Origin of the sequence: Streptomyces sp. CB02923 (genome assembly GCF_001905005.1) — a bacterium.
In the GTDB taxonomy this organism is placed as follows: domain Bacteria; phylum Actinomycetota; class Actinomycetes; order Streptomycetales; family Streptomycetaceae; genus Streptomyces.
Genome location: NZ_LWKZ01000025.1, coordinates 262,540 through 283,014 on the forward strand (window position 1 = coordinate 262,540; position 20,475 = coordinate 283,014).

The 20,475-nt window shown below is 71.3% G+C and carries 16 protein-coding genes, 2 tRNA genes and 1 pseudogene; 6 read left to right on the forward strand and 13 right to left on the reverse strand.

The features are described 5' to 3' along the window. Window positions 1–4 precede the first annotated feature (4 nt). A complete protein-coding gene (locus tag A6A06_RS29325; protein ID WP_073765116.1) occupies window positions 5–2,584 on the forward strand; it encodes an MFS transporter in 2,580 nt (859 codons plus the stop codon). 211 nt (window positions 2,585–2,795) lie between these two features. Further along, window positions 2,796–3,656 (forward strand): YceI family protein, encoded by an 861-nt coding sequence (locus A6A06_RS29330; protein WP_073765118.1) that lies wholly within the window; start codon window positions 2,796–2,798, stop codon window positions 3,654–3,656. Window positions 3,657–3,749: 93 nt separating this feature from the next. On the opposite strand, the gene A6A06_RS29335 is transcribed toward A6A06_RS29330, so the two are convergent. From A6A06_RS29335 to A6A06_RS29365, 7 genes are all read right to left on the reverse strand, one after another. Further along, complete coding sequence (locus A6A06_RS29335; protein ID WP_073765120.1) at window positions 3,750–3,986, reverse strand: chaplin; 237 nt, start codon at window positions 3,984–3,986, stop codon at window positions 3,750–3,752. Window positions 3,987–4,158: 172 nt separating this feature from the next. Further along, a complete protein-coding gene (locus tag A6A06_RS29340; RefSeq protein WP_073765122.1) occupies window positions 4,159–5,037 on the reverse strand; it encodes a TetR/AcrR family transcriptional regulator in 879 nt (292 codons plus the stop codon). Between the two features lie 44 nt (window positions 5,038–5,081). Continuing rightward, window positions 5,082–6,707: an MFS transporter gene (locus tag A6A06_RS29345; RefSeq protein ID WP_073765124.1), complete on the reverse strand. Its 1,626-nt coding sequence runs from the start codon at window positions 6,705–6,707 to the stop codon at window positions 5,082–5,084. A 195-nt stretch (window positions 6,708–6,902) separates the two neighbouring features. Further along, the gene (locus tag A6A06_RS29350) at window positions 6,903–9,104 is read right to left on the reverse strand and encodes an ArnT family glycosyltransferase (RefSeq protein WP_073765126.1); all 2,202 of its coding nucleotides are present in this window, start codon (window positions 9,102–9,104) and stop codon (window positions 6,903–6,905) included. Next, window positions 9,101–10,486, reverse strand: coding sequence for a bifunctional glycosyltransferase family 2/GtrA family protein (locus A6A06_RS29355; protein WP_242441011.1), 1,386 nt, complete (start codon window positions 10,484–10,486; stop codon window positions 9,101–9,103). The genes A6A06_RS29350 and A6A06_RS29355 overlap by 4 nt, the downstream gene beginning before the upstream one ends. A gap of 26 nt (window positions 10,487–10,512) precedes the next feature. Next, complete coding sequence (locus A6A06_RS29360; RefSeq protein WP_073765128.1) at window positions 10,513–12,135, reverse strand: ATP-binding protein; 1,623 nt, start codon at window positions 12,133–12,135, stop codon at window positions 10,513–10,515. 172 nt (window positions 12,136–12,307) lie between these two features. Beyond that, the gene (locus tag A6A06_RS29365; RefSeq protein WP_079194476.1) at window positions 12,308–13,057 is read right to left on the reverse strand and encodes a response regulator transcription factor; all 750 of its coding nucleotides are present in this window, start codon (window positions 13,055–13,057) and stop codon (window positions 12,308–12,310) included. Between the two features lie 364 nt (window positions 13,058–13,421). Between A6A06_RS29365 and A6A06_RS29370 the strand changes: the two genes are divergently transcribed. Continuing rightward, entirely contained in the window at window positions 13,422–13,991 is a 570-nt protein-coding gene (locus A6A06_RS29370; RefSeq protein WP_073765130.1) for an NADPH-dependent FMN reductase, read from the forward strand. Here the strand turns inward: A6A06_RS29370 and A6A06_RS29375 are convergent. The 3 genes from A6A06_RS29375 to A6A06_RS29385 form a co-directional block, all read right to left on the reverse strand. Then, window positions 13,958–14,842 carry an amidohydrolase family protein gene (locus tag A6A06_RS29375; protein ID WP_199931252.1) on the reverse strand — a complete coding sequence of 295 codons (885 nt, stop codon included), beginning with the start codon at window positions 14,840–14,842 and terminating at the stop codon, window positions 13,958–13,960. The two genes, A6A06_RS29370 and A6A06_RS29375, sit on opposite strands and share 34 nt — an antisense overlap. A 110-nt stretch (window positions 14,843–14,952) precedes the next feature. Continuing rightward, window positions 14,953–15,861: a DUF2797 domain-containing protein gene (locus tag A6A06_RS29380; protein WP_073765132.1), complete on the reverse strand. Its 909-nt coding sequence runs from the start codon at window positions 15,859–15,861 to the stop codon at window positions 14,953–14,955. 51 nt (window positions 15,862–15,912) lie between these two features. Beyond that, the gene (locus A6A06_RS29385; protein WP_073765134.1) at window positions 15,913–16,965 is read right to left on the reverse strand and encodes a GlxA family transcriptional regulator; all 1,053 of its coding nucleotides are present in this window, start codon (window positions 16,963–16,965) and stop codon (window positions 15,913–15,915) included. A gap of 95 nt (window positions 16,966–17,060) precedes the next feature. Between A6A06_RS29385 and A6A06_RS29390 the strand changes: the two genes are divergently transcribed. Beyond that, window positions 17,061–17,840 (forward strand): NAD(P)H-dependent oxidoreductase, encoded by a 780-nt coding sequence (locus A6A06_RS29390; RefSeq protein WP_073765136.1) that lies wholly within the window; start codon window positions 17,061–17,063, stop codon window positions 17,838–17,840. Window positions 17,841–17,903: 63 nt separating this feature from the next. Here A6A06_RS29390 and A6A06_RS29395 read toward each other — a convergent pair. Beyond that, window positions 17,904–17,977, reverse strand: a tRNA-Met gene (locus A6A06_RS29395). Window positions 17,978–18,339: 362 nt separating this feature from the next. Here A6A06_RS29395 and A6A06_RS29400 point away from each other — a divergent pair. Together A6A06_RS29400 and A6A06_RS42200 are read left to right on the forward strand one after the other, a co-directional pair. Then, window positions 18,340–18,792: a hypothetical protein gene (locus tag A6A06_RS29400; RefSeq protein ID WP_073765138.1), complete on the forward strand. Its 453-nt coding sequence runs from the start codon at window positions 18,340–18,342 to the stop codon at window positions 18,790–18,792. A gap of 24 nt (window positions 18,793–18,816) precedes the next feature. After that, a pseudogene (locus A6A06_RS42200) lies at window positions 18,817–19,346 on the forward strand (tyrosine-type recombinase/integrase); the annotation flags it as partial. Between the two features lie 77 nt (window positions 19,347–19,423). Here A6A06_RS42200 and A6A06_RS29410 read toward each other — a convergent pair. Both A6A06_RS29410 and A6A06_RS29415 read right to left on the reverse strand, forming a co-directional pair. After that, window positions 19,424–19,496: transfer RNA gene (locus A6A06_RS29410), tRNA-Arg, on the reverse strand. A 133-nt stretch (window positions 19,497–19,629) separates the two neighbouring features. After that, window positions 19,630–20,439: an HD domain-containing protein gene (locus tag A6A06_RS29415; RefSeq protein WP_079194436.1), complete on the reverse strand. Its 810-nt coding sequence runs from the start codon at window positions 20,437–20,439 to the stop codon at window positions 19,630–19,632. Window positions 20,440–20,475: the final 36 nt, after the last annotated feature.

Sequence of the window (20,475 nt, forward strand, 5' to 3'; positions counted from 1 at the left end):
CCACATGGCTACGACCACACCATCCGGTGTGCGGGGCGGCCACGCCAAGCACGGGGGCCACCCGGCTCCCGACGGGGCGCCCATGACGCACCGTCAGATCATGGAGGCGATATCCGGGCTGCTGCTCGGCATGTTCGTCGCCATCCTGTCCTCGACGATCGTCTCCAACGCGCTGCCCGAGATCATCCATGACCTCAAGGGCGGCCAGAGCTCCTACACCTGGGTCGTCACCGCGTCGCTGCTGGCGATGACCGCGACCACTCCGCTGTGGGGCAAGCTCTCCGACCTGTTCAGCAAGAAGCTGCTGGTCCAGATCGCGTTGGTGATCTACGTGGCGGGCTCGGTGGTGGCCGGTCTGTCGCAGAACTCCGGCATGCTGATCGCCTGCCGTGTCGTGCAGGGCATCGGCGTGGGCGGTCTGTCCGCGCTGGCCCAGATCGTCATGGCCGCGATGATCTCCCCGCGGGAGCGCGGCCGTTACAGCGGCTACATCGGCGCCACCTTCGCGGTCGCCACCGTCGGCGGCCCGCTGCTGGGCGGCGTCATCACCGACACCAGCTGGATGGGCTGGCGCTGGTGCTTCTACGTCGGCGTGCCGTTCGCGGTGATCGCCCTGATCGTCCTCCAGAAGACCCTGAAGCTCCCCGTGGTCAAGCGGGACGTCAAGGTCGACTGGGCGGGTGCCTTCTTCATCAGCGCGGCGGTCTCGCTGCTGCTGGTGTGGGTGACCCTGGCGGGCGACAAGTACGACTGGATCTCCGGTCAGACCTTCGCCATGGTCGGCGGCGCGATCGTGCTCGGCGCGATCTTCGTGTTCGTCGAGTCCAGGGCGAGCGAGCCGATCATCCCGCTGCGGCTGTTCCGCAACAAGACGATCACTCTTGCCTCGATGGCGTCGATGTTCGTCGGTATCGCGATGTTCTCCGGCACCGTCTTCTTCAGCCAGTACTTCCAGCTGGCGCGCGGCGAGTCGCCGACGATGTCCGGGATCATGACGATCCCGATGATCGGCGGTCTGTTCATCTCCTCGACCGTCTCCGGGCAGGTCATCACCAAGACCGGCCGCTGGAAGGCCTGGCTGGTCTCCGGTGGCGCGCTGGTGACCGCGGGCCTCGGCCTGCTGGGCACCATCCGGTACGACACCGAGTACTGGCACATCGCGATCTTCATGGCGCTGATGGGCCTCGGCATCGGCATGATGATGCAGAACCTGGTGCTGTGCACGCAGAACCAGGTCGCCCCGAAGGACCTCGGCTCCGCCTCCTCCGTCGTGACCTTCTTCCGCTCCCTCGGTGGTGCGGTCGGCGTCTCGGCGCTCGGTGCGGTGCTCGCCAACCGCGTCACGCACTACGTGAAGGACGGCGTCCAGGAGCTCGGCCCGCAGGCCGCGGCGAAGTTCGCCCAGGGCGGCGGAGGCGGCGGTGGCGGCATCCCGGACCTGGACGCCCTCCCGGCCCCGTTCCGGACGATCATGGAGAGCGCCTACGGGCACGGCGTCGGCGACGTCTTCCTGTACGCGGCTCCGTGCGCGCTGCTCGCCTTCCTGCTGACGCTGTTCATCAAGGAGGTCGCGCTGAAGACCCAGGGCGGTCTGGCGCAGTCCGACGAGCCGACGGCGGCACCGGCCGCCACCGGGGCCGCCACCGCGGCCGCCGCTGTGGCACCGCAGCCGGAGCCCGCCCTCGTGGGCGCGGGTGCCCCGGTGGGCCTGGACGACGACGGCCGGGCGCCCTCCTGGGCGCAGCAGCCGGCGGCGTCGGCCACCACGCAGCCGCTGGCGGCGTACGCCTCGGCGGGCGGCGGTGACGACGTCCCGGCCGGCCCGGCGATCCACGGCTCGGTCCGCAACGCGGAGGGCCACCCGGTCGCGAACTCCGCGGTCACGCTGATCTCGCTCAGCGGGCGCCAGCTCGGCCGCTCGGTGGCCCAGGTCAACGGCTCGTACGTGCTCAACGCCCCCGGCGCCGGTTCGTACGTGCTGATCGCGGCCGCCGACGGCCACCAGCCGCAGGCGTCCACGGTCGTCGTCGGCGAGGACGCCCTCGGCTACGACATCCTGCTCAGCGGCACCAGCGGCCTCGGCGGCCAGGTCCGCAGCGCGGTCACCGGCGCACCGGTGACGGACGCGATGGTCGTGGTCACCGATGTGCGGGGCGAGGTGCTGGCCACCGGCAAGACCGGCGAGGAGGGCTACTTCTCCTTCGACGAGCTGGCCCCCGGCACGTACACCATCGCCGTCAACGCGCCCGACTTCCGGCCGACGGCGCTGCCGGTCGAGGTCGGCGGGCAGGGCACGACCCGTATGGAGATCGAGCTGCTGTCCGGCGCCCGGGTGCAGGGCGTCGTACGGGCGGGAGCCGAGCGGCGTCCGCTGCCGGACGCGCGGGTCACGCTCGTGGACGCGGCGGGCAACGTCGTGGCCACCTCCACCACCGGTGAGGACGGCGCGTACGCCTTCACCGACCTGGACGCGGGCGACTACACGGTCATCGCGAGCGGCTACCCGCCGGTCGCCAACGGCCTGACGGTCGACGCGCGCGGGGTCGACGGCTACGACGTCGAGCTCGCCCACCCCGGCGAGTGATCCCGGGCCCGGGGGCCCGCCGTACGACGACGGGCCCCCGGGAACCCCGGTACAGCCGGGGGACAAGACCCCGGACCGCGTTCGCCTTTTGAGCGGAGAGGCGGCGCGGGCCGGACCCCAGGGCTCCGGCGGCGGTGCGCGCACAGGCAGGGGACGGCCTGCGTGCCGCCGCCCGGAGCCCGACATGTGAGAGGCAAGAACGGGAGTGGGAATGACTTCGACGGGCGCGGCAGCCGCGGGAGCGGCCAAGGGCGCGGGCGTACGCGCGCAGGTCCGTACACGGGACGGCTGGGCGGTGCAGCACGCGGTGCTGACCGTCACCGACATGACCGGCACCCAGGTGCTGCGCGCGGCGGCCGACCAGGACGGTGCCGTACGGGACGCGCAGCCGCTGGCCCCCGGCCCGTACACGGTGATCGTGACGGCCGTCGGCTACGCGCCGGTCGCCTCCAGCGCGATCGTCACGGCGAGCGGCCGGATGGACGTCGGCACCGTGGTGCTGGCCCGGCAGGGCGGGGCCGAACTGCCGCCGCCCGGCGCCTGGACCATCGACCCGATGCACTCGACGGTCGCGGCGACGGCCCAGCACCTGGGCATCACCAGCGTGCACGGCCGCTTCCTGGACTTCGCGGGCCGCATCGAGATCGCCGAGGACCTGGGGAAGTCGTCGGTGGAGGCGGTCATCAGGACGGCGTCGATCGACACCGGCAACGGGATGCGCGACGGGCACCTGCGGACCGGGGACTTCCTCGACGTCGAGCAGTACCCGGAAATGATCTACCGCAGCACCGGCCTGGAGCCGGCCGGACCGGACCGCTGGACCGTGCACGGCGACCTGTCGCTGCGCGGCGTGGTCCGCCCGGTGGACCTGGACCTGAGCTACCTCGGTACGGGCCCCGACCCGTGGGGCGGCGTGCGGGCGGCCTTCAACGCCACCGCCGAGCTGCGCCGCGAGGACTTCAAGATGAACTACAACCAGGTCGTCGCCGCCGGTATCGCGGCGATCGGCACGACCCTGCGGGTCGAACTGGACATCCAGGCCGTACAGGGCGAGAACCTGCCCACGGCCTGACGACCCGGCCCCACCCCCCGACCGGGGCCGTACGCGACGGTGCCCCGCCCTTTGCACTGCAAGGGGCGGGGCACCGTCGTGCAGGGGGTTCCGTCAGTTGGTCTTGCACTTGTTGCCCGTGGCAGGGTTCAGCAGCCCGATGACGTCGATCGAGTTGCCGCAGATCGGGATGCCGATGTCGATCGGAAGCTGGATGGCGTTGCCCGACAGGATGCCGGGCGAGTTGGCGACCTTGGCCCCCGCACCGGCGTCGGCGACGGCGGTACCGACGCTGCCGAGGACGGCGGCGACGGCCAGGACACCCGCGCTGATGGTGGTACGAACGCGCATGTGGAGCTCCTTACGCTGCGCTGAGAAATGATCAGATAAGAGGTAGACGCGGCACGGTTTCCGAAAACCGCCGCGCCCACCGATGCCCACGTTCGGCGGGATCACTTCACACGTCTGGACGCGCGGGGGGACCATTCAGCGGTGGGGGGTGGTAGGGCCGGAGGGCTGTCGGCTACTTGGTGTTGCTGTTCTGGTCCTGGGGCTGGATCTGGGCCTGGGGCTGGTTCTGGGCCTGGGGCTGGGGCTGGCTCTGATTCTGGGGCTGGGCCTGGGGCTGCTCCTGGTCCCGCTCCCTCTCCCGCATCGCCTCGATTCCCGCGATCTGGAGGTCGAGGGCGAAGGCGAAGTCGTTGTCCAGCATCTGCTCGGCGGTCAGCCCCTGCCGTGCGTACACCGACTTGACGGACAGCTCCATCGCCTCGGCGAACTCCGGACGCCCCTGTACGGCCCCCACGACCTGGTGGAAGTACTCGTCCAGGGTGCTGCCCACCGCCTGGCAGCGGGCCCGGTGCAGGCCCTGGATGGTGCTGAAGCCGTAGACGAACTGGAAGACGGCCGCCAGCGCACCCGACGACGCCTCCACGGACAGGCCGCTGCGCGCCATCACCCGCAGGGTCGCGGTGGAGAAGGCCATCGAGTGCGGACCAAAGTTGATGTACTCGCCCAGCAGCCGCGGCACCCAGGGGTGGCCGAGCAGCATGGCGCGGTACTCGGTGGCGAGGTGGCGCAGGTGGGCGCGCCAGTCGGCCCGCTCGTCGGACTCGTCGGGCAGGTCGAGCTCGCCGGCCACCGCGTCCATGGCCAGTTCCAGCAAGTCGTCCTTGGTGTCGACGTACCAGTAGACGGACATGGCCGTGACGCCGAGTTCGGCGGCGAGACGGCGCATGGAGAACTTCGCCAGGCCCTCGGCGTCCAGCAGCCGGACCGTGGCCGCGACGATCTTGTCGAGGTCCAGTCCGGCCGGCTGGTCCGCCTTCCGTTTCACCGGAGGGCGCTCGGCCAGCCACACGCTCTTCGGCTGTTTCCCGGCGCGGCTCGAAGTCGGTGCCATGTCGCGCCCTCCCTCTTCCTTTACGCAGTGGTACGCAGTCGATGCTATTCCGGCCGGGCGGCGGACGGTCCCGGGCGTACGGCACCGTCTGCGGGAGCGCCGGACGCGGGGGCGGAGGCGGGGTCCGTACCGTCTCCGGGTACGTCCGCGGGCTGCGCCCCGTCACCCGGTACCGGCAGGGTGCGCTCCGCGCGGCGCAGCAGGAACGCCGCGAGCAGTCCGCCGAGGAAGACGGCGGCCGCGCCCACCAGTTGGCTGGTGCCGATACCGGAGGCGAACGCGTCGTGGACGGCCGCCCGGTCCGCGTCCGTACGGGTCATGGCCAGCGCGGCGGGCAGCGAACCGGCACCCAGGGCGACCGCGGGAAGCAGCGCGGCGAAGCGGGAGTTGAGGACCGCGCCGAGGACGGCGACGCCCAGGCCCTGGCCGAACTCCATCAGCGTGCCGTTCACGCCCGCGCCGACGCCCGCCTTCTCCACCGGGATGGACGACATGATGGCGTTGGCCATGGTGGGCATCGCGAACGCCACACCCACACCCATCAGCAGCAGGCCGAACAGCATGCCGCCGTAGCTGTCGCTGCCGAGGGTGGCGATGGCGGTCAGACCGGCGGCGAGCAGGCTCATGCCCGTGACGATCATGCCGGGGGTGCCCAGCTTGGGCAGCAGCCGGACGCCCAGGCCGGTGAAGTTCAGCGCGACGACCATCAGCGCCAGCGGCGCCATCCGCAGCCCGGCCTCCAACGGGCCGTATCCGAGGACCAGTTGCAGGTGCTGGGTCAGCAGGAACATCGACCCGCCCAGGCCGAAGGCCACCAGGATGCCGCCGGACACCGCACCGATGAACCGGCTGTTGCGGAAGAAGTGCATGTCCAGCATCGGGTTCGGTACGTGCAGCTCCCACAGCGCGAAGACCGCGAGGCCCACGACGCCGACGGCGGCGGAGGCCAGCACCCGGCCGGAGAGCCAGCCGTGGCCGGGCCCGGAGATGATCGCGAAGACCACGCCCACCATGCCGACCATGGAGAGCAGCGCACCGACCAGGTCGGGCCGGTCGCCGTTGGAGCTCCTCGACTCGGGGACGAGCCGCAGGACGGCGACGAAGCCGATGACGGCGACCGGAATGTTGATCAGGAACAGCGAGCCCCACCAGAAGTGGGCCAGCAGGGAACCGCCGATGAGCGGCCCGGCGGCGAAGCCGAGCGAGTTCACCGAGCTCCAGATGCCGATCGCCCTCGGGCGCTCGGCGTCGTCGAAGATCTGCATGACGACGGCGAGCGTGGTCGTCATCAGCAGCGCGCCGCCGACGCCCATCGCGGCGCGGGCCGCGATCAGCTGGCCGGGCGACTGGGCGAGGGAGGCGGCGAGCGAGGCGACGCCGAACAGCACCAGGCCGAGGGCGAGCATCTTCTTGCGGCCGTAGCGGTCGGCGGCGTTGCCGGCGGTGAGCAGCAGGCCGGACTGGACCAGGGAGTACGCGTTGAGCATCCACTGGACGTCGGCGGTGGTCGCGCCCATCTCCTCGGTGAGGGACGGGACGGCGACGTTCAGGACGGTGTTGTCGAGCAGGACCACCAGCTGCGCGAGGCAGATGACGGCGAGGACGAGCCAGCGGGTCGGGTTGCGGGCCGGACTCAGGGGCGGGGTGGCGCCGGAGGCCACGGAGGACATACAGGCTCCCTGTACGGAGGGATCGAGCGGATCAGCGGGACGATCTACACCGTACAGGGGGCGCTATACGCCGTACAGCTCATTTATCGGGTGGGGTGTTCATCGGGGTGGTTGCCGGGATTCAGGGGTCGGGGTTCGGGGGTCGGGGCTCGGGGCTCGGGGTTCGGGGAGGCGCCCGGCGTCGCCCCGCGCGTCTCAGGACACGGGCCGGGTCAGGTCGTAGAGCGTCGTGCTTCCCACGGTCGCCTTCTTGAAGTTCTTCTCGACCCAGCTCGTGATGTCGGACGAGGTGGACTTCTCGGCGCCCTTCGCACCGAAGAAACCGCCGCCCGTCCCGCCGCCGACAAAATAGTGGATCTTGCCCTGGCGTACGTACTCCTTGAACTGTTCGAGCGTCGGTGACGGGTCGCTGCCGTTGAAGCCGCCGATGGGCATGACCGGCAGCTGGGTGGCGAGCTGGTAACTGGCGGCGTTCTGGGAGCCGATGGCGGCGGCGGCCCAGGTGTAGTCGGCCGCGTTCTGCCGGAGGGCGGCCTTGGCCTTGGCGCTGACCTGCTGGCCGTTGAGGAGCCCGCCGAGGGCGTTGTGGCGGCCGCCGCGTTCGCCGGGGCCGGGGGTGGCGGGGTGGTTGCCCTGCTGGCCCTGGCCCTGACCTTGGCCACGGCTGTGACCAGGGCCCTGGCCCGGAGCCTGCGCGGGGCCCTGTCCCTGGCCGGGCGGCGGGCCGCCCCTGCCCGCCTTCCCGCCGGGCCCCGGCCCGCCGATGATGATCATGCCGCCGTGCCGGCCCCCGGCGCCCTCGACCTTCGGGCCCGCGGTGACGATCGACCCGGTGTGCGGCGTGCCGACCGTGTTCGCCGCGTACGCCACCGGCCCGCCCAGCCCGGCGGCGACGCCCAGCCCGGCCGCCACCACGGCCAGCCGCTGCCCCGTCCGCCGCCCCGTCCGACGGCTCAGCCGTACCGACAGCAGCAGTCCCAGCGCCGCCACGGCGCCGACCGCCACCACGGACCAGCGCAGCCACGGCAGCCAGTGCGGCGAACGGGCCAGCAGGACATACGCCCAGGCCGCCGTCACCGCGACCGTGCCCGCGAGGACCAGCGCGGCAGCGGTACGGTCCCGCCGCCGCCACAGCAGCGTCGCACCCATCGCGACCAGCGCCGCGATGTACGGCGCCAGCGCGACGTTGTAGTACTGGTGGAAGATCCCGGACATGAAGCTGAACGTCGCGAACGTGATCAGCAGCGCCCCGCCCCACACCAGGAACGCCGCACGCCCGGCGTCGGTGCGCCCGGCCCGCCGCAGTACGACCAGCCCCGCGACCAGCAGCAGGAAGGCGGCGGGCAGCAGCCAGGAGATCTGACCGCCCATGTCGGAGGTGAAGAGCCGGGTGATACCGGTGTCCCCCCAGGAGCCCCCGCCTCCGCCGCCGCCCCCGCCGGGTCGGCCGCCGCCCACACTGCCGGCCTCGTTGCCGCTGATGCGGCCGAGGCCGTTGTAGCCGAAGGTCAGCTCCAGGAAGCTGTTGCTCTGCGACCCTCCGATGTACGGGCGCGACCCGGCCGGCCACAGCTCCACGATCGCGACCCACCAGCCGCCGGACACCACCATCGCCAGTCCGCCGAGCAGGAGTTGCCCGATCCGCCTGCGGAGCGGCGTGGGCGCGCACACCGCGTACACGACCACGAGCGGCGGCAGGATCAGCCACGCCTGGAGGGTCTTGGTCAGGAAGGCGAGGCCGAAGCAGACGCCCGCCAGCACCAGCCACTTCGTACGGGCGTCCTCCAGGGCGCGCAGTACGCCGTACACGGCGCAGACCATCAGCAGGCACAGCAGCGCGTCGGGGTTGTTGAAGCGGAACATCAGGGCGGCGACCGGCGTCAGCGCGAGCAGCGCCCCCGCGAACAGCCCGGCGCCCACGCCGAACCGGCGCCGTACGGCCGCGTACAGCACCCCGACCGTCGCGACGCCCATCAGCGCCTCCGGCACCAGGATCGACCACGAACTGAGGCCGAAGAGCCGTACGGACAGGGCCATCGGCCACAGGGCGGCCGGGGGCTTGTCGACGGTGATGGAGTTCGCGGCGTCGGAGGAGCCGAAGAAGAGGGCCTTCCAGCTCGCGGACCCGGCCTGGGCCGCCGCCGAGTAGAACTGGTTCGCGTAACCGGACGCGCCGAGGTCCCAGAGGAAGAGCACGGCGGACGCGAGAAGCAGCGCGGTGAGGGCGGGGCGGGTCCAGCGGGGGGAGGTGGGGGGTGAGTCTTCGGGGGCTTCCGAGGCTGTCGGGGCTTCCGGGGGAGGATCGGTTTCGGTTGCCGGTTCAGGCGCGAGGGCGGGGTCCTCGGCCGGATCGGGCGACCCGGCCGGACCCGTGAGGCGGGGGTGGTGCGTGGTCATCGGGGGCTCCTGCCGGGGCGATGCGGGCGATTCGGTACGGCGGTGGGGCCGCTCGGTACAGCGGCAGAGCGATTCGGTACGGCGGTGGGGCCGGTCCGTACGGCGGTGGAGTGGCCCGGTACGGCCTCCCCGCCGTCCCGGTCGGTGAAGACCCACGCCCGGAAGAGCAGGAACCGCAGCAGCGTCGCCGCGAGGTTCGCGGCCACCAGCACCGCCATCTCCGTGCCGTGCGCGGGATCGCCGGTCGCGGCGTCCAGCGCGGCCAGCGAGCCGCTGGTCAGGGCCAGGCCGATGCCGAAGACGACCAGCCCCTGGGCCTGGTGGCGTACGGCGCGCTCGCGGCCCCGTACGCCGAAGGTCAGCCGACGGTTCGCCGCCGTGTTGCCGATGGCGGAGAGCAGCAGTGCGGCGGCGTTGGCCGCCTGCGGCCCGACGCCGAGCCGGAAGAGCGAGTAAAGGCCCAGGTAGAGGAGCGTGCTCAGCGCGCCGACCACACAGAAGCCCATGACCTGGCGGGCCAGGCCGCGCGGCACGCCGGCCAGCTCGCGGTCGCGCGGATCGTCACCGAAGGGCCGGGCGAGCCGGTCCAGCGGCAGCGCCCCGGTCGCCAGCGCGCGCCCCACGCGCCACACTCCCTTGAGGTCGTCGGTGGCCGTGCGCACGATGTGCACGGTGCTGTCCGGGTCGTCCACCCAGTCCACCGGCACCTCGTGGATGCGCAGCCCGGCGCGTTCCGCGAGCACCAGCATCTCGGTGTCGAAGAACCACCCGCTGTCCTCGACCATGGGCAGCAGACGCTCCGCGACATCGCCCCGTACGGCCTTGAACCCGCACTGCGCGTCCGAGAAGCGGGCGGCCAGCGAGCCGCGCAGGATGAGGTTGTACGAGCGGGAGATGAACTCCCGCTTGGGCCCGCGCACCACCCGCGAACTCCGCGCCAGGCGGGATCCGATCGCCAGGTCGGAGTGGCCCGAGATGAGCGGGGCGACCAGCGGCAGCAGCGCGTTCAGGTCGGTGGACAGATCGACGTCCATGTAGGCGAGCACCGGGGCGTCGGAGAGGGACCAGACGGTGCGCAGCGCCCGGCCGCGGCCCTTCTCCTCCAGGCGTACGGCGGTCACCTCGTCGATCGCCTCGTCCAGCGACGCGGAGATCTCGGGCGTGCGGTCCGTACTCGCGTTGTCCGCGACAGTGATCCGGAAGCCGTACGGGAAGGTACGGGAGAGGTGGTCGTGGAGCCGGCGTACGCACGGCTCCAGGTCGGACTCCTCGTTGTAGACGGGGATCACGACATCGAGCACCGTGTCGATCTGGCCGAGGCGCAGATGCTCACGGGGCGGCAGGGAGCCCAGGGGGGTATGGGCCGGCTGTGTCGTCGTCATGGCACCGACACTCGCCAAGCGCGCTGTCACCCTTGTGTGGTGCCGCTGTGCCCAGGCTGTGAATGGGCGTATTCAAGGGGCGCATGAGAATGCTGAGGGGCGCGTGTGGCGACGCGCGCCGGTCCGTCGGCGGGCAGCCGGACGCGGAAGACCGTCCGTCCCGGCACGCTCTCCACCCCGACCGTACCGCCGTGCGCCGCGACCACGGCCTCCACGATCGCCAGCCCGAGCCCCGTACTGCCACCGGCACGGGAGGCCGCGCCGGCCCCGGGACGGGAGTTTGTACTACTACCGCTGACGCTGCCGCCGTCGGGCCGGAGGCTCGTACCGCCGCCCGGACGGGAACGGGAGGCGTCGCCGCGGGCGAAGCGCTCGAAGACGCGCGGCAGCAGCGCGGGCGGCACACCGGGGCCGTCGTCCCGCACCTCCAGCCGGACGAAGTGGCCGGCTCCGGGCATCGGCATCTCCCGCCGCAGGCGGGCGACGACCGTGGTGCCCTCCGGCGTGTGGGTACGGGCGTTGGCCAGCAGGTTGACCAGGACCTGGTGCAGCCGGTCGGCGTCGGCCCGTACGGACACGGGGTCGACCGGCAGTTCCAGGCGCCACTTGTGGCGGGGGCCCGCGGCGCGGGCGTCGCTGACGGCGTCCACGACCAGCGGCACGAGATCGGTGCACTCGTACGACAGCGGGCGCCCGGAATCCAGTCTGGCGAGCAGCAGCAGGTCCTCCACCAGGCCGGTCATCCGCTCCGCCTCGGACTCGATGCGCCCCAGGGCGTGCCGGGTGGCCGGGCCGGGCTCCTCGCGGCCCCGCCGGGTCAGCTCCGCGTAGCCGCGTATCGAGGCCAGCGGCGTACGCAGCTCATGGCTCGCGTCCGCGACGAATCTGCGCACCCGCGTCTCGCTCTCCTGCCGGGCGGCGAGCGCCGAACCCACGTGGCCGAGCATCCGGTTGAGCGCCGCGCCGACCTGGCCGACCTCCGTACGCGGGTCCGCCTCGGCGGCCGGAACCCGCTCGTACAGCGCCACCTCGCCGCGATGCAGCGGGAGTTCGGACACCCGGGTGGCGGTGGCGGCGACCCGGCGCAGCGGCCACAGCGCGATACGGACCGTCGCGGCACCCGCGAGACCGGCGGCCACCAGGCCCGCCGCGGTCACACAGATCTCGACGACGAGCAGCCGCGCCACGACGTCCTGCACCTCACCCGCCGGCAAACCGACCAGCGCGGAGTCGTCCGGCGCCGACTCGACGCGGTAGTCACCCAGGTCGGGCAGGGTCACGGTGTGCGGACGCCCGTCGCGCGGAGCGGCGGCCAGCGCCCGTACCTGCTCGTCGGTCAGCGTGACCAGGTTCTGCGCGGGCAGCGGGTTGCGCGCGTCGATGCTGCGGGCGGCGGCAGTGATGTCGCCCTCGGAGGAGAGCCGCGCACCGACGGTGCCGATGGGCTGGCCGGGCCCGGCGATGAATCCGAGGTCCCGGTGACCGATGAAGTCACCTTGCCGGCCGACGGAGTGCCGGGCCGACTCGCCCAGTTTGTCGTCGAGTTGGTTCTGGAGGTAGGAGTGCAGCGCGATGGTGGTGACCGTACCGATCACCGCGCAGACGACCGCGATCAGCACGACCGCCGATACGACGAGCCGTGTCCGCAACGTCCACCGCCGCGGCCGCAACCGAAGCCGCCGGGGTCGGCGATGCCGGTGCGCGGGCGCTCCGTGCCCTCCCCCGACTGCACCCCCTCCCGCGGCTCCGACTCCGGGCCCTCCCCCGGCTCCACTACCTCCCCCTCCCCCGGCTCCGGCCACCCTCTATCCGCCTGTCCGCCTATCCGCCCGGCTTGATCAGATACCCGGCGCCGCGACGCGTGTGGATCATCGGGCTGCGGCCCGCGTCGATCTTCCGCCGCAGGTACGAGATGTACAGCTCCACGACATTGGCCTGGCCGCCGAAGTCGTAGCTCCACACCCGGTCCAGGATCTGCGTCTTGCTCAGCACCCGCCGCGGATTGCGCATCAGGTAACGCAGCAGCTCGAACTCGGTGGCCGTCAGGTGGATCTCCTGGCCGCCCCGCCACACCTCATGGCTCTCCTCGTCGAGCAGCAGGTCCCCCACCGCGAGGACCGACTCGCTGCGTCCCGCTGCCGCGCCCGCCCGGCGCAGCAGGCCGCGCAGCCGTGCCACCACCTCCTCCAGGCTGAAGGGCTTGGTCACATAGTCGTCGCCGCCCGCCGTCAGCCCGGCGATCCGGTCCTCGACCGCGTCCTTCGCGGTCAGGAACAGCACCGGCACCTCGGGCAGTTCGTGGCGCAGCCGCCCCAGTACGGTCAGCCCGTCCATGTCCGGCAGCATCACGTCGAGCAGCACCGCGTCCGGCCGCCACTCACGCGCGGCCCGCAGCGCGGCCGTACCGTCGCCTTCGGCGCGGATGTCCCAGCCCTCGTAACGCAGCGCCAAGGAGAGCAGTTCGGCGAGCGACGCCTCGTCGTCGACGACCAGCACCCGCACCGGGCTCCCGTCGGGACGCAGCAGCTCGGCACACTTCTTGGCGGTGGATGTGGACGCTGTCACGGTCATGCTGTCGAGGCTGACCACCCCCTCTGAGAGCTGTCTTGCGCGTACCTGTGAATCTCCTGAGAAACACCCGTCACCACAGCACGGGTCAAGCAAGGGCCCAGCACGGGTCCGACACGGGCCCAGTAGGACCGGACTGGGCCGCCCCCCGCGCGGTCCAGCCGGCCACCACTGCAATCAGCATCGCACCCACCACTGACAATCGCCCTGACCTGCATATTCACCGCCCAGAGAGCCACTGAGAGCCGCTGAGAGCCACGGAAAGCCGCTGAAATCCGCTGCGCGCGGCTGGCAGCCGCCGGGCGCGGCCTGGCCGGCCGCCGCCCGCCCTTCCCTTGACCCCGACGTCAATCCGTACCGTCGCGGCATGAAGTTCCTCGCCCTCAACGGCAGCCTGCGCACCCGCTCCTCCAACGGCGCCGTCCTGCGCTCCGCGCTCGCCCTCACCGACGCCGCGTCAGCCGTCGCCGACATCGGAGCGCTCCCCCACTTCAACCCCGACCTCGACGCCGAGGGCGCCACGCCCCCCGCCCCGGTGGCCTCCCTGCGCCGCGCGGTGGCGGAAGCCGACGCCGTACTGGTCGTCAGCCCGGAGTATGCCCACGGCGTCCCCGGCGTCCTCAAGAACGCCCTCGACTGGCTGGTGAGCAGCGCCGAATTCCTGGGCAAGCCGTCCGCGGTGCTGACCGCCTCGCCCTCGCCGACCGGCGCCGTATACGCGTACGAGCAGCTACGCGAGACCCTGCGCATGATGTCCGCCGACGTGGTCCCGGACGCCTGCCGCAACCTCGCGGCCATCGGCCCGAAGACCGACCCGGCCACCGGCACCGTGACCGACCCCGCCACCCTCCGGGAACTCCGCACAGCCATGGCAGCACTGACCACAGCGGCCGTACGCCCCCCTCAGATCCCGAACACCCGCGCCGCATTCCCGTAACAGACCGCACGCACCCACTCGTCCCCCATCTCCAGCCGCGCCAGCGCCTCCAGGGCGTGCGCGTACCCGTACGGGATGTTGGGGAAGTCGCTGCCGAACAGAATCCGGCCGCCCAGGTCCGCGAGCCGCCCCCGCTCCGTACGGGGAAAGGGCGCGGCCTGCTCGGCGAAGTCCGTGAACGCCATCGTCGTGTCCAGGTGCACCCCCTCGTAGCGCGCGGCCAGATCGAGGAAGTCGGTGTACTCGGGCATCCCCATGTGCGCGACGACCAGCCGCAGCCGCGGGTGCCGGGCCAGCAGCCGCCCGACCGGCTCGGGCCCGGTGTGCTCGCCCGGCGCCGGCCCGGAGCCGCAGTGCACGACCACCGGCACACCGGCGTCCGCGAGCACGCCCCACACCCCGTCCAGCCGCTCGTCCCCCGGGTCGTACGCCCCCACCTGCACATGCGCCTTGAACACGCGCGCGCCGTCGTCGAGTTCGGCACGCACGTAGTCCGCGGCCCCGGCCTCCGGGAAGAACGTCCCGGTCCGCAGACAGTCCGGCGTCCGGGCCGCGAACCCGGCCGCCCAGCCGTTGAGCCACTGGGCCATGCCCGGCTTGTGCGGGTAGATCATCGAGGTGAAGGCGCGGACACCGAAGCCGCGCAGCACGGCGAGCCGTTCGTCCTCCTCGTAGCGGTACGCGATCGGCCACGCACGCCCCACCAGCGGCCCGGCGGCGTCGAAGTACGCCCAGACCTTCGCCAGTACGCGTTCCGGCATGAAGTGCGTGTGCACGTCGATCAGTCCCGGCAGCTCCAGCCCCCGCCAGAACGCTTCGACCCGCTCGTCCCCATCCACCGCCACGGTCACACCGAACTCCCGACAGTTGCCACCAACACCTACCCGTACCACCCCACCAGCCACCCCACCAATCCCGTCACTCCCCCCACTCCCCCACTCCCATCACCCCCTCCAACCACCTAGAACAAACTCCCCTGCTCCCCTCCCGCCCCCCCCACCTCACTCTTCCCCACCCGCACGCCCGCCGTAGTCACCCCACCCGCCGCACTACACAACACCCACCCCGCCAACAACCGCCCATCCACCACAAAGACCCCAGCTCCCCCTTCCGCATCCCGCACATACAAATCCCCTCCCACTCCCGCCACCACAGTCCCCACAACCTCATCCCCCGCAGCGAGCCCCATGACCTCCCCAGCCCCCACCGGAACCCTCTCCAGCCCGAACACCTCCGTATGGTCCGTCCACGCGAACGCAGCCGGTTCCAGCGCCTCCGGCCACCCCGCCAGCCCCCGCGCGGCGCCGTGCAGTTCGGCCAGTGCCGCCACCCGCTCCGGCACCGGCGGCAGCGTGGCGAGCGCCGCCCGCTTGTCCGCCTTGCCGAACCGGTCCCGTACGTCCAGAGCGCTGCCCAGCAGCGCTTCCGCCCGCCGCGCGGCCATCAGCGGCCCGTATCCCAGCCACGCGTACGTGACCGCCCCCTGCTCCACGAGGCGTGCCGCGCCGCGCTCGGCCGCCGTGATCCCCACCTTCAGCAGCCCCGGCCCGAAATACGCCAGATAGACCCCGTACGTACGCGGATCATCGGCCATCGTGTCCGCCGCCACCGACCGCGAACGGTCGAGCCGCGCACAGTCCGCACACTGATCCCGCGCACTCCCGCCGTCGATCACCGCCGCGTACGGGCAGGCCGTCCACCGCGCGCCCCGCCGCACGCCGAGGCAGCGCCGCTCGCCCGTCACCGCGAACGCCAGCGCCTTGCCCGCGGGCAGTGCGCTCCGCCGCCGTACGCCCCGCTCCGGGGCGTACCAACCAAGCCCCGGCTCGTCCCCGTCCCAACTCGGCCCCGTACACCACCAGTCACTCACCGCACCACTCAAGTCCCCGCACCCACCTTGCCCGCACTGGCCCCCTCCACCTCAACCGCCCCGCTTTCCGCCGCAGCCCTCCCGATAAGCGCTCCGAAACGTGCTTCGATACGTGCTCCGATACGCACTCGGCGACACGCCGGTCGCGGCCTGGAGATGTTGCCGCAGCGAGGCCGCCGTACCGAACCCGGCGTCCGACGCCACCCGGTCCACCGTCAGTTCCGTCTCCTCCAGCAACTGCCGCGCCCGCTCGACACGCTGCCGCGTCAGCCACTGCAAGGGGGAGACCCCGACCTCCTCCCGGAACCGCCGGGTGAAGGTCCGTACGCTCATCGCCTCGCACGAAGCCAGTTTCCGCAGGGTCACCGGCCGGTCCAGGTGCTCCAGCACCCAGGCGCGGGCCGCGGCCGTGGAGGAGTACTGCGGTTCGGGGACGGGGCGGCGGATGAACTGGGCCTGCCCGCCCTCCCGGTGCGGCGGCACGACCGTACGGCGGGCCACCTCGTTGGCCACCACCGCCCCGTGATCACACCTGATCATGTGCAGGCACAGATCAATCCCGGAAGCGACGCCCGCGGCCGTAAGTACACGTCCCTCATCCGTATACAGAACATTCGCGTCCAGCTCCACCTCCGGGAACAGCTGCCGGAACTGCTCCGCCGTCTGCCAGTGCGTCGTCGCCCGCCGCCCCTCCAGCAGGCCGGCCGCCGCCAGCACGAACAACCCCGTGCAGATCGACGCCACCCGCGCGCCCGGACGGATACGCGCCACCGCCCGCGCCATCTCCTCGCTCAGGCAGCCGTCGTCCGTCCCGTAGTCCTGCTGCGAGGCCGGCACCACGACGGTGTCCGCCTCCGCGAGGGCCTCGGGCCCGTGACCCACCTTGACCGTGAAATCCACGTCGGTACGGAGTTCCCCCGGCTCCGGCGCACACGTCACCACCTCGTACAACCGCTGACCGTCAGCCGTCTCGGCCTGCCCGAAGATCCGGTGCACGATCCCCAGCTCCATCGGCAGCAGCCCGTGCCGCACCAGTACGGCGACCCGATGCCGCCCGTCCTCCGCGAAGACACCCATGGCCCGATCCTCACACACCTTGGCCATCCGGCCACTCGTCCCGCCCCCACCCCCCACCAGAAGATCGACCCACCCCCAGAGAAAGCCACTTCCCCTCTCCCACCATTCCCCTTGGAGCCCTCATGAAGGTCCTATGGCTGGCGGCCCACCCCGAAGAACGCTCCCTCAACGGCTCCCTCAAGAACGAAGGCATCCGCACCCTGCGCGACCACGGCCACGAGGTCCAGCTCTCCGACCTCTACGCCATGAAGTGGAACCCGGTCGTCGACGCCGACGACTTCGACCACTCCCCCACGGAACGCCTCCACGTCAGCGACGCCGCCCACCGCGCCTACAGCAGCGGCGCCTTGAGCCCCGACATCCGCGCCGAACAGGAGAAGGTCACCTGGGCCGACACCCTCGTCGTCCAATTCCCCCTCTGGTGGTTCGGAATGCCCGCGATCCTCAAAGGCTGGTTCGACCGCGTCCTCACCAAGGGCTTCGCGTACGGCATCGACACCCCCATCGCCGGGCAGACATTCCGTTACGGCGACGGCTCGCTGACCGGCAAACGCGCCATGGCCGTCGTCACCGCCGGCGCCCGCCCCTCCGCGATCGGCCCCCGCGGCATCCACGGCGACCTCAACGACCTGCTGTTCCCCCTCCACCACGGCACCTTCTGGTACACGGGCATGAGCGCGGCCCCACCGTTCCTCGTCACCGCGGCGAACCGCACGACCCCCGCCACCTTCGAGGACACCGCCGCCCGCCTCCGCACCCGCCTCCTGGAGCTCCCCTCGACCCCGCCCCTCCCCTTCCGCCGCCAGAACTCCCCCGACTACGACCCGGAAACCCTCACCCTCCACCCGGACCTCGCCCCGAACACCACCGGCCCGGCCCTCCACTGCACGGACGCCCCGTAACCCGGAAACGGCACACAAAAAAGACCGGCCCGGCACGTTTCCGTGCCGGACCGGTCTTCGCAGTAGCGGGGACAGGATTTGAACCTGCGACCTCTGGGTTATGAGCCCAGCGAGCTACCGAGCTGCTCCACCCCGCGTCGGTTGCCCCAACTCTACGACACCCTCACCCCAAAAACGAAATCCACCCACCCCAGGCCCCACCCAGGCCCCCCACAAGCCGCCCACACCAGCGACCTCCACGCCACCCAGCTACCGAATGCCACCCGGGACAGGCTGTACGCAGCTTCCTGATCGACGGCACGAGCGAGCACCCTTCGCGTGCCAACCTGCAACCTCCGATCCGTAGCCCTACGCAGGGCAGTCGGGAGGGGGCACATCGGCCACACCTAGGTTTCTTTCACACGGGACAAGTCGTTGACTGCTGCTGCGGTAACGGCACTTCACTGCTGTACTGCCGCCTGGGCGGAAGAAGCGGCCACACAAGAATTCAGGGGGGCGTATGCAATGGTCGACGCTTGTGGCGACAGCCGTGGGCACCGTGCTTGGCGCACTCGCCACGCTCGCTGCCGATCACATCCGCTGGCGGCGCGATCGTTCGGAGCGGGACCATGACACGCTGCGCACGGCCTTCACGGAATACCTCACGACCCTTTCGGCAGCCAGGGACGCATTCTCCCGGACAGAACCCGACCCGGAACGCGTTGGCCAGGGCCACGTCGCGATCGGCGAGCACGGTGTCTACGCAGCACAGCAGCAACTCGAACTAGTGGCGCAACGGACGCTCGTCGACAAGGCCGGCCGCACCACCCTCTCCGTGCTGGACTTTCATGACGCGGTGGTTGCCGGCCACGGAATGAACTCCCAGGAGTACAACAATGCTTGGCGAGCGGCCCGCCAGTCCCGATCAGCGTTGATCGAGGAGATGAGGAACGTCTTGCAACGAACAAAATAAGCCCATGTCTCAAGCTGCGAGTGACTGACCGAGCTCGCGTCCGAGTGCCAGTGCTGCGCCCAGGGGAAGGAAGCCGAGCGGGCGCCCGCTCGTCGCCGCTGCTGCGCTGCTGGGGAGTACTGCGAGGCGTTCGCCTCGCATCGGGTGATTCAGGCCACTCGGGACGCTCTCAGAGCCGCTCTGACCCACGCGATGGTCGGGGAAGAGATCGGGAAGAACGTTGCTTCCGACCGGAAGACTGCCGGTGATCTCTGGCAGAACAGCCGCGGGCTGATCTTCACGACGAAGTACGGCACCCCGATCGAGCCCGGCAACCTGACGCGCATGTTCGCTCTGCGGGCTCGCCGGGCCGGCTGCGGCTGATCCCGCTCCAGAAGACGCGCAACACGTGCGCCTCGCTGCTCGTGGCCCTCGGGGTGCACCCGAAGGTCGCGCAGGTGATCCTGCGGCACTCCAAGATCGCGATGACGATGGAGGTGTATGCGGAGGCGAGTGAGGAAGACGTGCGAGCCGCGCCCGACAGTCTTTCGGGAGCTGTAAGCGGCACCGGCTGACACGGTTGCTGTATTTCGCTGCTGTACGGCACGACAAAGCCCCCGCCCGGATCACCCGGCGGGGGCTTTGCTTGCTGTGCGCTCGGCAGGATTCGAACCTGCAACCTTCTGATCCGTAGTCAGATGCTCTATCCGTTAAGCTACGAGCGCTTGGCTTTCCGGCGGTTTTTCTTGCCGGTCGGCGTTGCAGAAAGAACATTACACGAACCTCACCGTGAGGCGAAATCCGATAGCCACACCCCTCCTGACCTGCGAAAACGTGGTGCGGGTGGGTGCCGGGAGGCTACTCGGGCCAGGGGGAGTCGTCGAGGATCCGTACGAAGTCCGGACGGATGTGTTCCGGGCCGGGGCGGGGCAGGATGTCGGCCTCGGGGGTGCCGAAGGCGGTTTCCGGGCGGTGGGCGAGGGCCCGGTGGTAGGCGCGGAGGATGTGGCGCTTGAAGCCGGGGCGGGGATGAGCCATGAGGATCTCCTCGCGGGTGTCCGGCGGGAGGGTGTCGTAGCCGATGCCGAGGACGTCGAGTTCGTAGCCGGCCGCGAGGAGGGCGATCTCCGGGGCCATGTGGTGGGGGATCTCCGGGGTCGTGTGCAGGGCGATGGCCTCCCAGGTGAGGCGGGCGCGGGCCGGGGGGACGCCATGGGCCGTGAGGAAGCGGTGGGCCTCGTCGGCGCCGTCCAGTTCGAAGCGCTGTCGGGAGCCGCGGAACCGGTCGGTCAGGCCGAGGGCGTGGAAGAGGGCGGCGATGTAGAGCACCTCCGCGTCGAAGGGCAGGTTTCGCTCGCGTCCGTGCCGGGCGCCGAAGAGGTAGACCCGGCGGGAGTGGTGGTAGATCAGTTCGTCGGTGGTGTTCCGGATCAGCTCGGTGGCCTCCTTGGCCAGGTCGCTGTCGGGGAGGGGGATGCCGGCGATGTGGGTGTGGGTGGTGTGGGTGGTGTGGGTGGCGCGGCGGATCGCGGTGGGGTCCGGGAGTGGGGGTGAGGGTGAGGGGCGGGGCTGGCTGAGGGCGTCGGGGCAGGGCTGGGCGAGGGGGGCGGGGTCGGGGTGGGGGTTGGGGCCCGGGTGGGGGTTGGGTTTGTCCTGGTCGGGCGTCATGGGGACAGGGTCGCTCGGGGAGCGCGGTCCGCGCCC

Bases quoted from the DNA above. Each gene is read 5' to 3' on its own strand.
- A6A06_RS29325 (WP_073765116.1), top strand. From the start codon at position 5: ATGGCTACGACCACACCATCCGGTGTGCGGGGCGGCCACGCCAAGCAC.
- A6A06_RS29330 (WP_073765118.1), top strand. From the start codon at position 2,796: ATGACTTCGACGGGCGCGGCAGCCGCGGGAGCGGCCAAGGGCGCGGGC.
- A6A06_RS29335 (WP_073765120.1), bottom strand. From the start codon at position 3,986: ATGCGCGTTCGTACCACCATCAGCGCGGGTGTCCTGGCCGTCGCCGCC.
- A6A06_RS29340 (WP_073765122.1), bottom strand. From the start codon at position 5,037: ATGGCACCGACTTCGAGCCGCGCCGGGAAACAGCCGAAGAGCGTGTGG.
- A6A06_RS29345 (WP_073765124.1), bottom strand. From the start codon at position 6,707: ATGTCCTCCGTGGCCTCCGGCGCCACCCCGCCCCTGAGTCCGGCCCGC.
- A6A06_RS29350 (WP_073765126.1), bottom strand. From the start codon at position 9,104: ATGACCACGCACCACCCCCGCCTCACGGGTCCGGCCGGGTCGCCCGAT.
- A6A06_RS29355 (WP_242441011.1), bottom strand. From the start codon at position 10,486: ATGACGACGACACAGCCGGCCCATACCCCCCTGGGCTCCCTGCCGCCC.
- A6A06_RS29365 (WP_079194476.1), bottom strand. From the start codon at position 13,057: ATGACCGTGACAGCGTCCACATCCACCGCCAAGAAGTGTGCCGAGCTG.
- A6A06_RS29370 (WP_073765130.1), top strand. From the start codon at position 13,422: ATGAAGTTCCTCGCCCTCAACGGCAGCCTGCGCACCCGCTCCTCCAAC.
- A6A06_RS29385 (WP_073765134.1), bottom strand. From the start codon at position 16,965: ATGGCCAAGGTGTGTGAGGATCGGGCCATGGGTGTCTTCGCGGAGGAC.
- A6A06_RS29390 (WP_073765136.1), top strand. From the start codon at position 17,061: ATGAAGGTCCTATGGCTGGCGGCCCACCCCGAAGAACGCTCCCTCAAC.
- A6A06_RS29400 (WP_073765138.1), top strand. From the start codon at position 18,340: ATGCAATGGTCGACGCTTGTGGCGACAGCCGTGGGCACCGTGCTTGGC.
- A6A06_RS29415 (WP_079194436.1), bottom strand. From the start codon at position 20,439: ATGACGCCCGACCAGGACAAACCCAACCCCCACCCGGGCCCCAACCCC.